A 13,958-nucleotide genomic window follows, 5' to 3' on the forward strand; every position below is an offset into this window, starting at 1 on the left:
GTTCCTTTAGCTAAAAAAGAAATAAAACCAGTTATAATATGCTCTAGATATGTTCATATTCATTTTCCACATCAGTGGAAATCTTTAATTATAGGGCTAATGTAATTATTATTTTGTCAAATCAAAATTGTTGAATTAGTTTTTTCCAGATAATTGCATAATTTTAAAGAATTAACAATAATTGCAATACAATATTCGGAATTACCTATTTTTGAATAAATTACTATCTGTATGTCTATTGAAGTAAAAAATATTACGAAACTTTATAAAGAACAAAAAGCACTTAACAATGTTTCTTTTAAAGTCAATGATGCCGAAATTGTTGGTTTTTTGGGCCCAAATGGTGCCGGAAAATCGACTATGATGAAAATTTTAACCACTTATATAGAAGCTTCTGAAGGCTCCGCTACCGTCAATGGTTTTGATATCACTTCAGAAAAGAAAAGTGTTCAAAATAGTGTTGGTTATTTACCCGAACACAATCCTCTTTACACCGATTTATACGTAAAAGAATATTTAAATTTTAATGCTAATGTTTATGGTACACCGAAATCGCGTATTGACGATGTCATTGAATTAACGGGATTACAACCAGAAGCTCATAAAAAAATCAATCAACTTTCTAAGGGTTACAGACAGCGTGTTGGTCTAGCAAATGCTTTGTTACACAATCCTGATGTGTTAATATTAGATGAACCTACAACAGGCTTAGACCCTAACCAATTAGTTGATATAAGAAATCTCATCAAAAGCATTGGCAAAGAAAAAACAGTGTTTCTATCTACACATATTATGCAGGAAGTAGAAGCGATGTGCGACCGTGTCATCATCATTAATAAAGGTGAAGTTGTTGCCGATAAATACTTGAAAGATTTACGCGATGGCCAAGAACAAATTGTGATTGTTGAATTTGATTTTAGAGTGGAAGATGCCTTTCTTTTAAGACTACCAAAAGTAGAATCTGTAAAAAACACATATGGCTTTGTTTATGAAATTACGTTTTCTACCAAAGAAGATATGCGCTCACATGTATTTGATTTTGCACATGATAATGAACTAAAGATTCTACAACTGAATCAGAAGAATGCCAGTTTAGAGAGTTTGTTTCAAGAACTCACTAAATAGTTTAATCGCTGAAATTATATAAAATTGTATTTTACAGCAATTTTTTAATCTTTATTGAAACAATAACTGCCCCGTGTAGATGCGTTCAACATCTACAGTTGGTGGCTCATTTACAGAAATTAAATCTCCTGTACCTTTAAGGCTTCCGGTTAGGCTTTGTTGCGGATTTACAATCATATCGTTACTACCTCGATGATAAACATTAACGTTCTGAGCCAATAAACTTTCGCCTTCAAAACGACCTGAACCTGAATAAAAGCCAACATATAAATTCTCAACAACTCCATTTATATAGTAGAATGATAAGTTATTAGCCTCAATATTCAGATTTTCGGAATTGATACTGAGTCTAAAATCACCTATGGTAAATTGATTCTCTTGATTGTAGTCTTCTGAAATTAAGGTTAACGCTTCATAATTTAAAACACCATCAGAAGACACCTCATACTGTGTGGACGATCTAATTTCATTAAGGCTTGGTGTTTCAACATATATTTTTGTAATTCCATAATCTCTCACATAATTACAAGTATTATTATCTGTTAAGACCAACCTGTTTCCAACAACTTCTACTGTAACATCGTTAATTAGATTTTCACCTGTTTCTATGGTAACCTTATAATTTGGTGCTTCCTTAATAACCAATTTAATATCTCTATGAACAAGAATGCGTTCAAAACTTGACACAGAAACTTCTTGCTGAATGATACGTCCTGAAGTTTGAAAACAGTCATTAGCATCTTCACTATTACAAGCAAAAATCAAAAAAAATAGTGGTATGTATAAATGTATTTGTTTCATGTTTTATTATTGAATTACGCTGTTGTAATCTAATTTTCTACTTTTATAAGAATTACAACCTTACTCCTATCCCGAATTCTACCGCCTCCGCCTTTGCTCCATGTGATTTTAAGGTTATAGCACCAAAAAAATGATCTCCAAAATACCGTTTTAAACCAATTCTTAAATACATTCTACCCTCAAAATCAAACGGATAATAAACATAATACCCTAATTGTGTTTCAACAGACATACGATTAATAAACAACTCATGACCAGCAAAAAGTCCGACACGTTTGTAATCCTCATCTCCACTCACATCTTCTTCAGGAAATGACACCGATTGATAGTAAATTAATTCCTTTAAAAAGTTGGAAAAAAACACATCAGCACCAAACTGAATGGCACTAACATGACTTAAGCGTTTATCTGCATAAGCTGACAAAACATAAAATGGAAATTGCCCACTACCGATAACGTCACTTTCGTTAATTCCAGATCTCAATGCAAAGTTATATCTTAGCTTTTCAGTAAATTTTTCCTCGTCAACAGTTTCAACAAATTCTGGGTCTTCTTCATCTAACTGATACGTCACTCCCAAATTAAAAGCTATGGTATTTACACTTGTATTAGGGGCTTTTACATTCGCATTAGAATAATGTATTAACGACAAACCTGTTTGAATCCCTAAACGATTAAAAAGGCGGTCTTTTTTGTAATTAATCATGACATAGGTAGAACTCAAAATATCTGATCCAAAAGCCACATTTTTCGGATTTTCAATCTTATCATATGGGTTACTGGTATAAGCTAATCCTTGACCAATACGCAACATGACGTTGCGTTTAAAAAAATAAAAATTATAGTGTGCGTAAAGTCCAATATTATTCCCCAATTTTTCATTCTTTAGATCTTGAAAAATTAAAGACGCTCCATAATCTGGATAATTAAAACGATGCTCCCAAGCTTCATTTCCAAACGTTCTTTTATTCCAACTGAATAAAACCCCTTCGGGATGCCCCTTTATTAAGTGAAGAATACTGTTATTATGGAGTGCTATATTTCCACCAAAATAATTGAGATCAAAATATGTACGGCTCCCTTTTTCCTGTGCATAGAGTCCTACAGATACTACTATTAAAATTGTACTTATTAGATTTCGCATTCGCAATTATTGAGGTGCAAAAGTAGTCAATAATTACAATTAGAAGCTTAAGTCTTGTACAAGTTTGTTATACAAAAAAAGCTGCTAAAAATGCGATAGCTGTTAAGACTAAAAGCTGTACAGCAAATCTAAAATCGGATTTATATTTATTTATTAATTTCATGATTAAGGGCTTAATAATACAATGCAAATATCTAACTTAAACACGATTCTTTTGTTAATTAAAATCTAAGAAATGGTTATGTAATTAACATTGAATTTCTAACAGCGTTTTGAAACTATTGAAACACCTACTTTAGTAACTTAATCACTTCTTATGTTTACAAAATGGTTTTTACCACAGCTTTTGGTGATTCTTTTCTTGTGCCATCAAAGCCATTGATACCACTTACCGTTGTGTATTTTAAGACAAACTTCTTATCTGGGTTTAGTCGTTTGTAAGCCGATTGACACATTAAAGTTGCTTCGTGAAAACCACAAAGAATCAATTTCAATTTTCCTTCATACGTATTAACATCTCCAATGGCATAAATCCCAGGAATATTAGTTTGATAGTCTACCGTATTAACTTTAATTGCATTTTTTTCTATCTCAAGTCCCCATTCTCCAATAGGCCCAAGTTTTGGCGATAATCCAAAAAGCGGAATAAAAGCATCTGCTTCTAATACTTTAGTTTTACCATTCTTAGATACCGAAACCCCTTCAATTTTATGCTCCCCATGCAAAGCTGTAATTTCTGCTGGTGTGATAGTCTTTATTTTATCAATCAACTTTAATTCCTGAACACGTTCTACAGAATCTAAAGCACCTCTAAATTCATTTCGTCTATGGACTAATGTCACTTCTGAAGCCACATCAGCGAGGAAAATACTCCAATCTAAAGCAGAATCTCCTCCTCCAGCTATTACTACTTTTTTATCACGATAGACTTCTGGATCTTTTATAAAGTAAGCTAAACCATGATCTTCATACTTATCCATATTTTCTAATGGCGGCTTTCTTGGTTCAAAACTCCCCAATCCACCAGCAATAGCAATGATCGGAGCCTGATGTTGTGTGCCTTTATTTGTAGTTACGATAAAACTTTCGTCTTCTAATTTTTCGATGGTTTCGGCGCGTTCACCTAACGTAAAACCTGGCTGAAACTGTTTTCCTTGCTCTAATAAATTAGAGGTTAAATCACCTGCTAATATTTCTGGAAAACCCGGAATATCATAAATTGGTTTTTTGGGATATAATTCGGAACACTGACCACCAGGTTGCGGTAAAGCATCAATTAAATGGCACTTTAATTTTAGCAATCCGGCTTCAAAAACGGTGAATAAACCTGTTGGTCCTGCTCCAATAATTAATATATCTGTTTGAATCATAATCTATATTTTTTCGACTAACCCCTTAGTGAATTCATTTAACTTTTCGACTTTCTGCTCAAAATCGCCTTTTATTGTTTTTCGGTATATATTGAGGTTTTGCACTAAATCATCAATATTATCTGGAATCACATCTTCAAAAAATTGACGTAAGCGTTTTGCTGTTGTGGGTGATTTTCCATTTGTAGAAATCGCGACCTTTACATTACCTTTAGTAACTATTCCGCCCATATAAAAATCGCAATACGGTGGGTTATCTGCAACATTGACCAGTTTATCTTGTGCTCGGCAATCCTTATATACCTTTACATTGACCCCTGGAACATCTGCAGTAGCAATTATAATTTGATGCCCTTTTAAATACGATGGATTGTAATGGTCTGTAATTCGATTGACCTTCCCTGTATTAGCCACAGTAATCGTACCTTCTCTATACATAGGAGATACCATTGTAACATTAGCATCTGGACTAGACTTTAATAAAAACCTTAACTTCTCTTCTGCCACGTAACCTCCACCAATAATTAAAACTTTGAGCTGTTTCGCTTTTAGAAAGACGGGATATAAATTATTCCGCTCCATACTACGCAATTTGTTTTTGGCGTTTTGCTAAATCAGCTTCAACATAAATATCAGAAAGGTCCACACGTTGGTTAACAACCTCTCCTATAATAATGACAGCCGGATTAGACAATTGTTTTTCTTCTACAATTGCTTCAATTGTTGCTATTGTACCAATGCCCACGGTTTCATTTATTCGGGTTCCATTTTGAATGACAGCAATAGCCGTTTCCGACTTACCTTCTTTAATGAAAATCCGAGTGATTTCCGAAAGTTTACTCATCCCCATTAAAATAACCACTGTTCCCGTAGACTTTGCTGCCAGTGCTATATCACTAGAAATTTGATGTGATTTGGTGGTTCCGGTGATGACCCAAAAACTTTCAGAAGCATGTCGTTTGGTTAATGGAATACCTTGATAAGCTGGAACAGCTGAAGACGACGAAATACCTGGCACAACAGCAACTTCAATAGCATAATCTTTAGCGTATTCTAACTCTTCAGCTCCACGACCAAAAATAAAGGGGTCACCACCTTTTAAACGCACCACATGTCCATATCGTAAGGCGCGTTCTACAATTAATTCATTAATTTGACTTTGTTGATACGCATAATAGCCTTTGCGTTTGCCAACAAAAACCAATTCTGCTTTTGGAGAGGCATACACTAACAAGTCTACATTTACTAATGCATCATATAAAATGACATTTGCTGATTTTATAGCTTTAATTCCTTTTAGAGTAATTAAATCTATATCTCCCGGTCCTGCGCCTACTACGGTTAATCTTGGTGTCATCATTTAAGTTTTATGCAACAACTTGTTTTTCTCTAAAAGCCCTAACGTGTTTTAAAAATTGTTCTGCTGCGTTTATATAATTCGTGGCAAAGTCTTCCGTTGGAGGAAATACTTTTATTTGATAAATAAGATCTGAAAATGAAGTTCCTAATTCTATACGTTGGGTTTCTACAAAAAATTCTTCAAATTGTTTTATAATACCAGCCTGTGTATTGGTACTGATATTTTCTGAAAGTAAAATAGCTTTTGCCGAATTTACCATTGAACGATAAGCTTCGTAAATAGCACTTGAATACACTTTATTATTAAAAGCGTCTTTAGCTTCTTCAATTTTCTCATCACTTTCTAAGAACAGTGTGGCAATTAAATCGATAACCACACCGGCACATTCTCCAATACCAATTGCTTTTACATATTGTTCTTCAGTCCCCCAATCAATAAAATCATCTTGAGTAAGGTTGTCAATATCTGATAAGTCTGTTAGTAACTGATAAAAGTATTTTTCCCCTTTTTCTTTATAATAATCGACAAACAATTTTCCGTTGGCATTTGCTTCAAAATCGTTTAAGATTCTTCGTAATGCTTCAGGGCCTCTTCTGCTCGGCACTTTCACCACTTTATCTGCAAAATAAGCATTCCCGTTTCCTAAATTTCCACCACCTAAAAGCACTTGTAATGCAGGAGCTACGCGTTTATCTTTAGTTCTAATTGACATGCCTTGAAAACCAATGTTTGCCATATTATGCTGTCCACAAGCATTCATACAACCGCTAATTTTAATAACTAAATCATTATTTCTTAAATACTTAGGATACTCCGTTTTAATGATGCGTTCTAACTCTTCAGCAATACCTGTACTGCTCGAAATCCCTAAATTACACGTATCTGTACCAGGACAAGCGGTAATATCTACAGCCTTATTATAACCAGCTTCTACAAAATTTAGTTTTTTTAATTCGGTATAGAAAAAAGGAACTGCCTCTTCTTTTACAAAAGGAATTAATATATTTTGACGTAAGCTCAATCTTATTTCACCAGCAGCATATTGTTCTACCAAATCTGCTAACAATCTCGCTTTATCTGTATAAAAGTCACCTAAAAGTACTTTTATTCCGATGGCCACATATCCCTTTTGTTTTTGAGGAATAATGTTAGTCGATTTCCACAAATTATAAGCTTTCATATCGTGAATAGTAACGTTTGGTGTAATCACTGCAACAGGTTTTGAAGCCTTATAATTAGATTCGTCAATAGGTATTGATTTGAATGCAATAGCTGTTTGTTCATCTTCAACTAGTGTTTTAAAAGCCTCTACACCTATATCTTTTAGCAAAAATTTCATTCGGGCTTTAGCTCTACTTTTTCGTTCACCATATCGATCAAACACTCTTATAACACCTTCCATTAGAGGAATGATTTTATCTGATGGCAAAAACTCATAAAATAAATCTGCATGTCTCGGTTGGGACCCTAGTCCACCACCTAACATCACTTTAAAGCCTTTAACTCCGTTTTCAATTTTAGCTATAAACCCTAAATCGTGCATATAGGATAATCCGGTATCTTCATCTGAAGCTGAAAATGACACTTTAAACTTTCGTCCCATTTCTTGACAAATTGGGTTTCTTAAAAAGAATTTAAATAAAGCATCAGCATAAGGCGAAACATCAAAAGGTTCATTGATATCAATGCCTGCTGTTTCACTAGCTGTAACATTTCTCACCGTATTACCACAGGCTTCTCTTATCGTTACATTATCACGTTCTAATTCTGCCCAAAGTTCTGGAGTGCGGTTAAGATCCACATAATGAATTTGAATATCTTGACGTGTGGTAATATGCAATCGACGCCTTGAATATTTGTCAGACACTTCAGAAATTCGACGCAATTGATGACTCAAGACCTTACCGTAAGGCAATTTGATTCTAATCATTTGCACCCCTTCTTGACGCTGCCCATAAATACCTCTAGCTAAACGAAGACTTCTAAATTTTTCTTCATCAACTTTTCCATTTTGAAAAAGCTCAATTTTCTTAGCTAATTCTATGATATCCTTTTGTACTACCGGATTCTCTAACTCTGTTCTAAAACTTTGCATCTGCTCTCAATTATTGAAAATGTATTCCACATTCCCTATTGAGAAGTGCTTTTATTGGATCGAAGTAATAACTGTTTTTTAGTAATTTATTATCTTCTATATACTGATCTAAATCAGCATCACTCCAATAATAAAATGGACTCACTTTAAGAATCCCATCTTTACTATAACTTAAAATGTCTTTCTTATCTCTATATTCAGTTTGTCGTATTCTAATATTTGTAAACCAAACATCTGGGTTTTGTTCTTTTAATGCACGCCTAAAAGGTTCTAACTTTACGGCTTCTGAAAAAATCGCATGATTATCATCTTCTAAACTTGGTAACCCTATGGTAGAATCAATTTCTTCTTTGGTATATAAACTTTGATATTTGAGAATATTCAAATTGTATTTTTTTATCAAATGAGCAGCATGTGCGTAAGTAGTTGGTTGATTATATAATGTATCGCACCAAACCACTCTGATGTCTTTATCTAGTTTAGCCATTGTGCTCAATAAAACGGAAGAATACACTCCAAAGCTAGTCGTTACAATTTTATTGTCCGACAACGTCAAAGCCCATTCAGCAATTTCAACTGGAGATTTATCTCTTAATTTCTTGTTCCAAACGTCTATATTAATATCTATCATTTCCCCCATTTTATATTAGTCCAAGCCCGTTCATGAAAGAAATAAAGTATCATTTTAGAAACTAATTCTATACCTCCAATTGAAAATGCCAATGCTAAAGTTCCTGTAATAAGGTAAGAAATCGTAACTGTAGCCAATGTTCCTACAACTCTCCAACTTATCGTTTTTACGATACTTCTTTTAATATTCTCTTGAGGTGCAGAAGAAACGTTTTCTTCTTTTTTTAGACTTACATTTGTCTGTATTACACTTTCCATAATATGCTATTAATTTAGTAATCCTTATACCCTATGGATTTACTAGGGTAATGCAAACATATAAATTAATTCTAATTAAGCACCTAATTATTTAAAAAAAATAAGGGTAAAAAAATGGGAATCTGCTAATTGGACAAATCAGCTAAAGTGGTATTACGGAATATTTGTAGTGTATTATCTCGGACTTTCAACATTAATTTATTGACTGCACAGGCTTCTTCATCCAAACAATCCTCACACTTTTCGTAAAAATTCAAGCTCACGCATGGCACCATAGCAATAGGGCCTTCTAACAATCTCATCACTGTTGTCATCGGAATTTCTTTTGGGTCTTTTAATAAATAATACCCTCCACCTTTTCCCTTCTTAGAGCCTAACATTCCATTTTTTCTTAACGTTAACAGTATACTTTCTAAGAATTTTTGAGAAATATTTTCAGCTTTTGAAATTGCAGAAATCTGCACAGGAAGTCGATCTTTTTGACGTGCCAAATGAACCAAGGCTTTTATTCCGTATTTTGTTTTCTTTGAAAGCATAATGTAAATCTAGTACTTTTTTATATATCTTGAAGATTAAATAGTATTTCTAAAAATTTCAAAAACCAAATAAAGTCATAAAAAAAGTAAATTAAAATTGCATTCCATATAATTTATATACTTTTGTAGCATAAATTTTAAGAGGAAAAATTTGTCTGATTGCAACCTCTTATTCTGAAAGAAATTCAATTCAGAATAAAAAAAATGCTAAAGCAGTAAGTTTTGTACTTCTCTAGCGACCTTGTAATCTCATGTTTTTCCGTAAATAACCTAAACATAGGAATTATGCCATATTTATTTACTTCAGAGAGTGTTTCTGAAGGCCACCCAGACAAAGTAGCAGATCAAATTAGTGATGCACTAATCGATAATTTTTTAGCTTTTGACCCAGAATCTAAAGTCGCTTGCGAAACCTTAGTCACTACAGGACAAGTTGTACTTGCTGGCGAAGTAAAATCAAACACTTATCTCGATGTGCAAAAAATTGCAAGAGATACCATTAACAAAATAGGCTACACAAAAAGTGCTTATATGTTTGACGGTAATTCTTGTGGAGTTTTCTCTGCAATACACGAACAGTCTGATGATATTAACCGAGGAGTAGACAGAGCTACAAAAGAAGAACAAGGAGCGGGTGACCAAGGTATGATGTTTGGTTATGCGACCAACGAAACGGATAACTATATGCCTTTGGCTTTAGATTTATCACACAGAATATTAAAGGAACTAGCCGAATTGCGTCGCGAGAATAAAGACATTACTTATTTAAGACCCGATTCTAAAAGTCAGGTAACAATAGAATATAGTGATGATAATACACCACAACGTATTGAAGCCATAGTTGTGTCTACACAGCATGATGATTTTGATGCTGAAGAAAAAATGTTGGCTAAAATTAGAAAGGATATCGTTGACATTTTAATGCCTAGAGTTATTGCTAAATTACCTGAGCATATTCAATTGTTATTTAATGATGATATTAAATATCACATTAATCCAACAGGTAAGTTTGTAATTGGTGGTCCTCATGGTGATACTGGCTTAACAGGTCGTAAAATTATTGTAGATACTTACGGAGGAAAAGGAGCACATGGTGGTGGTGCTTTTTCGGGGAAAGATCCAAGTAAAGTGGACCGCAGTGCTGCTTATGCCACAAGACATATTGCTAAAAATTTAGTGGCTGCAGGTTTATGCGACCAAATATTAGTACAAGTATCTTATGCTATTGGAGTTGCAAAACCAATGGGTATTTTTATTGATACTTACGGAACTTGTCCTTTTAATTTAACAGACGGAGAAATTGCGAAACAAGTTGAACAACTTTTTGATATGCGACCAGCGGCTATTGAAGAACGATTAAAACTGCGTCAACCAATGTATAGTGAAACAGCTGCTTATGGCCATATGGGAAGACAACATGAAGTTGTAAACAAAACCTTTGAACAGCCTAATGGAGCACCAATTTCTTTAGATGTAGAGTTATTTACATGGGAGAAACTAGACTATGTTGACCAAGTTAAAGCAGCATTTAATATCTAAACTGAACAAAACGGATTTTAACCTTAATTTATAAAAAAGCCCCTAACTTAGTTTTAAGTCAGGGGCTTTTCTTTTTAATTAGATTTAAAAAAAACAACTAAAGGCTTTCTATATAGCCCTTGCTATCTCATTCTCACATAGGTTATAAACGAAAATGCATACGCATGCTTTTCATCAGCTTCATGTTTTGTCCGACTCACTTCTTGCCATTTTGTTTCATCAATTTGAGGAAAGAAGGTATCTGCATTTTCAAATGTAGCATGGACCCGTGTAATTTCAAGTTTATCAACTAAAGGCATGGCTTGTCTATAGATTTCACCACCACCAATAATAAAAGGCTGCTTGTCTTTTCTCGCGGCATCTAAAGCATCTTCTAAAGAATTAACAACAATAACTCCAAGTGGAGCTTTATAATCTTCTTGTCTAGTTATAACAATGTGTGTTCTATTAGGAAGTGGTTTAGGAAAACTCTCAAATGTTTTTCTACCCATAATAATATGATGTCCGTTAGTAAGCGCTTTAAAATGTTTTAGGTCATCACTTAAATGCCAAATTAAGTCATTATCCTTACCAATAGCATTATCCTCACCTTCAGCAACAATTATGGTTAATTCAGATGTCTTTTTTTTTTCAAAATTTCAGAACTTTCTTTAGCTTTCGTATAGGCTTGTGTTTGTGCTATTTTAGTTTCTTCTTTAATAAAATTCTGCTTGAGTTTATCAATACGAGTTTGTTGCAAATTAACTAACTTTTCAAGTTGTTGTTTTTCCCAATCCTTACCCATAAACTTATGAGTAATAAAAACGCTGACAAAATGGTAAATAAATAAAAAGAACCATACAATTATAGCATACACAAACCAATCAACACCAGCTATTTTAAAATTCTTACCAATTCCTAAAACTGTATTTGCCAAAATTAAAAAGACTGCACCAATTAAAAAGATAACAAAATGAACATATAATCGCTTCTTTTGCTTGATACGTTTTTGTGCATTTTCTATCAATTCTAATTGATCTTTATCTATAGCTGAAACTTGTTTTTTCTTACCAAACATAATCGTAATTTAATAAGTTAAAGATACTTGTTTTTTACTAAATTGAAATAAAGATTTAAGGAGTTTCATACCTCTAAACTCCCGAAAACGATATCGTTGATTATCAGAGACCAAGCAATAACATTTAATTTATTAATCCAATAATATAAATGTGCAAAAATTACATTCTTAAACAAAAAGCAAATAGGATAATACGAAATCGATAATTATTTAGTTTTTAGACATTTAATAGATATTATTTGGGGTTTTCTTTTATACTTTTGTATCTATAAATAAATTATATTTTATACGATTATGGCAATTAAAAAACAGTATTTAAAAAGTAAGCCCGTTTGTAAAGTAACATTTTCTGTTCCTGCAGAAGATGCTCAAAGCGTGGCTGTCGTTGGTAGTTTTAACGCGTGGAATACTAAAAACGCTACTGAATTAAAGAAACTAAAAAACGGAACCTTTAAGGGTACAGTTGATTTAGCACGTGACAATTCTTATGAATTTAGATACTTAGTTGATGGTAAATCATACATTAACGATGAGCAAGCTGATGGATACGCTTATAACGAATTTGCTGGCGACAAAAACTGTGTAATCAATCTATAGGACTTTTCTATAAAAAACATAAAAATACGTCTCGATTAAGTTAGAGATGCTTTTCATTTATCCTAATAACCGAACGGTCATTAGCGCATTAAAGCGTGTATCTATAGGTTTCCCATCAATGGTCCCTGGTGCCTTAAATTTTGGCATACGCTTTATCAACTGAATCACATCTACAGCAATAGCTTTATGATGTGCTTTTACATTAATATCTTTTGTTTTACCTTTTTCATTAATGGTGAATTCTACATAGAATTTTGTGGTTAGATCTGTTGGAAAGACTTTATCTGCCAATTCATAGTTAAAACTCACTTTAATATAATCTATAATTTTATCTGAAGTACATTTCTTAGTCTCTTCAAAACTTAATTCTTGATTACAACCTCTAAAAACTGGATAGGTACTATTCTCTCCTTCTTGCGCACTTAAAAATAAGCCACAAATAAAGGTCATAACAAATACAAATAATTTCATAGATAAAAATTTAAACGGCAACTTTACCTTTAATGTGTGGATGCGGATTGTAATCGACCAATGTAAAATCTTCAAATTTAAAGTCGAAAATATCTTTAATTTCAGGGTTTAAAATCATTTTAGGCAATGGTCTAATATCTCTAGACAATTGTAATTCTAGCTGTTCCTTATGGTTATTGTAAATATGTGCATCACCAAACGTGTGAATAAAATCTCCTGCTTCATAGCCACAAACCTGAGCCATCATCATTGTAAACAAAGCGTAAGATCCAATATTGAAAGGCACACCCAAAAAGATATCTGCACTACGTTGGTAAAGCTGACAAGACAATTTCCCATCTGCTACATAAAACTGAAAAAAGGCATGACATGGTGGTAAAGCTGCCTTACCATTAGCCACATTCTCTGAAAAGGATTTAGACGTATCTGGTAAAACTGAAGGGTTCCAAGCTGAAACCAACATTCTTCTACTGTTGGGATTATTTTTTAAAGTTGTTATAACCTCTTTAATTTGGTCTATTTCTTCACTTGCCCAATTTCTCCATTGATGGCCATAAACAGGTCCTAAATCCCCATGTTCATCAGCCCATTCATTCCAAATTCTCACTCCATTATCGGTGAGATATTTAATATTAGTATCCCCTTTTAAGAACCAAAGTAATTCGTATATAATAGATTTTAAATGTAGTTTTTTGGTTGTAACCATTGGAAAACCTTCGCTTAAATCAAAGCGCATTTGGTAACCAAAAACACTTGTTGTTCCAGTACCGGTACGGTCTCCTTTATCATTACCTTCTGCTAAAACGTGCTTTACTAAGTCGTGGTATTGTTTCATAATATTTCCCACGCAAGTGGGAATCTCTTTAAATTAAACTTGAAATATTCTGGGAAGAAACACCGAAAAAAAACTCAGCATCACTTATAGCGAAAATAAAGAAAAAGCATCAAATTTAATATCTGATGCTTTAAGTATTT

Annotated in this window: 16 protein-coding genes; 3 read left to right on the forward strand and 13 right to left on the reverse strand. The window is 33.2% G+C overall.

Annotated elements, in window-relative coordinates:
* Nucleotides 1-231 precede the first annotated feature (231 nt).
* Nucleotides 232-1,125, forward strand: a complete 894-nt coding sequence (gldA, locus tag ACXGSQ_RS00540) for a gliding motility-associated ABC transporter ATP-binding subunit GldA (RefSeq protein ID WP_458627716.1) — start codon at nt 232-234, stop codon at nt 1,123-1,125.
* A gap of 51 nt (nt 1,126-1,176) precedes the next feature.
* Here gldA and ACXGSQ_RS00545 read toward each other — a convergent pair whose 3' ends face one another.
* The 9 genes from ACXGSQ_RS00545 to ACXGSQ_RS00585 all read right to left on the reverse strand — a co-directional run bounded on the left by ACXGSQ_RS00545 (nt 1,177) and on the right by ACXGSQ_RS00585 (nt 9,319).
* Nucleotides 1,177-1,926: a head GIN domain-containing protein gene (locus tag ACXGSQ_RS00545; RefSeq protein WP_458627717.1), complete on the reverse strand. Its 750-nt coding sequence runs from the start codon at nt 1,924-1,926 to the stop codon at nt 1,177-1,179.
* A 52-nt stretch (nt 1,927-1,978) separates the two neighbouring features.
* Nucleotides 1,979-3,070, reverse strand: a complete 1,092-nt coding sequence (locus ACXGSQ_RS00550) for an acyloxyacyl hydrolase (protein WP_458627718.1) — start codon at nt 3,068-3,070, stop codon at nt 1,979-1,981.
* Between the two features lie 320 nt (nt 3,071-3,390).
* Complete coding sequence (locus ACXGSQ_RS00555; protein WP_458627719.1) at nt 3,391-4,440, reverse strand: NAD(P)/FAD-dependent oxidoreductase; 1,050 nt, start codon at nt 4,438-4,440, stop codon at nt 3,391-3,393.
* A gap of 3 nt (nt 4,441-4,443) precedes the next feature.
* On the reverse strand, nt 4,444-5,022 hold the full coding sequence (locus ACXGSQ_RS00560) for a precorrin-2 dehydrogenase/sirohydrochlorin ferrochelatase family protein (RefSeq protein ID WP_458627720.1): 579 nt from the start codon (nt 5,020-5,022) through the stop codon (nt 4,444-4,446).
* A 1-nt stretch (nt 5,023) separates the two neighbouring features.
* Nucleotides 5,024-5,797 (reverse strand): uroporphyrinogen-III C-methyltransferase, encoded by a 774-nt coding sequence (cobA, locus tag ACXGSQ_RS00565; protein WP_458629298.1) that lies wholly within the window; start codon nt 5,795-5,797, stop codon nt 5,024-5,026.
* A gap of 10 nt (nt 5,798-5,807) precedes the next feature.
* A complete protein-coding gene (locus ACXGSQ_RS00570; RefSeq protein WP_458627721.1) occupies nt 5,808-7,895 on the reverse strand; it encodes a HEPN domain-containing protein in 2,088 nt (695 codons plus the stop codon).
* 10 nt (nt 7,896-7,905) lie between these two features.
* A complete protein-coding gene (locus tag ACXGSQ_RS00575) occupies nt 7,906-8,526 on the reverse strand; it encodes a phosphoadenosine phosphosulfate reductase domain-containing protein (protein WP_458627722.1) in 621 nt (206 codons plus the stop codon).
* A complete protein-coding gene (locus ACXGSQ_RS00580) occupies nt 8,523-8,783 on the reverse strand; it encodes a DUF2061 domain-containing protein (RefSeq protein WP_458627723.1) in 261 nt (86 codons plus the stop codon). The genes ACXGSQ_RS00575 and ACXGSQ_RS00580 overlap by 4 nt, the downstream gene beginning before the upstream one ends.
* A gap of 125 nt (nt 8,784-8,908) precedes the next feature.
* A complete protein-coding gene (locus tag ACXGSQ_RS00585) occupies nt 8,909-9,319 on the reverse strand; it encodes an RrF2 family transcriptional regulator (RefSeq protein WP_458627724.1) in 411 nt (136 codons plus the stop codon).
* 285 nt (nt 9,320-9,604) lie between these two features.
* On the opposite strand from ACXGSQ_RS00585, the gene metK reads away from it, so the two are divergent.
* Complete coding sequence (gene metK / locus ACXGSQ_RS00590) at nt 9,605-10,858, forward strand: methionine adenosyltransferase (protein ID WP_458627725.1); 1,254 nt, start codon at nt 9,605-9,607, stop codon at nt 10,856-10,858.
* A gap of 122 nt (nt 10,859-10,980) precedes the next feature.
* Here metK and ACXGSQ_RS00595 read toward each other — a convergent pair whose 3' ends face one another.
* Both ACXGSQ_RS00595 and ACXGSQ_RS00600 read right to left on the reverse strand, forming a co-directional pair.
* A complete protein-coding gene (locus tag ACXGSQ_RS00595) occupies nt 10,981-11,463 on the reverse strand; it encodes a dihydrofolate reductase (RefSeq protein WP_458629299.1) in 483 nt (160 codons plus the stop codon).
* Nucleotides 11,464-11,465: 2 nt separating this feature from the next.
* Nucleotides 11,466-11,915, reverse strand: coding sequence for a 2TM domain-containing protein (locus ACXGSQ_RS00600; RefSeq protein WP_458627726.1), 450 nt, complete (start codon nt 11,913-11,915; stop codon nt 11,466-11,468).
* Between the two features lie 294 nt (nt 11,916-12,209).
* Here ACXGSQ_RS00600 and ACXGSQ_RS00605 point away from each other — a divergent pair, with 294 nt between their 5' ends.
* Nucleotides 12,210-12,512, forward strand: coding sequence for an isoamylase early set domain-containing protein (locus tag ACXGSQ_RS00605; protein ID WP_458627727.1), 303 nt, complete (start codon nt 12,210-12,212; stop codon nt 12,510-12,512).
* A 57-nt stretch (nt 12,513-12,569) separates the two neighbouring features.
* Here the strand turns inward: ACXGSQ_RS00605 and ACXGSQ_RS00610 are convergent, their stop codons facing one another.
* Together ACXGSQ_RS00610 and ACXGSQ_RS00615 are read right to left on the reverse strand one after the other, a co-directional pair.
* Nucleotides 12,570-12,983 (reverse strand): energy transducer TonB, encoded by a 414-nt coding sequence (locus ACXGSQ_RS00610; protein ID WP_458627728.1) that lies wholly within the window; start codon nt 12,981-12,983, stop codon nt 12,570-12,572.
* Between the two features lie 10 nt (nt 12,984-12,993).
* A complete protein-coding gene (locus ACXGSQ_RS00615; RefSeq protein WP_458627729.1) occupies nt 12,994-13,818 on the reverse strand; it encodes a thymidylate synthase in 825 nt (274 codons plus the stop codon).
* Nucleotides 13,819-13,958: the final 140 nt, after the last annotated feature.

The organism is Winogradskyella sp. PC D3.3, from assembly GCF_054366245.1.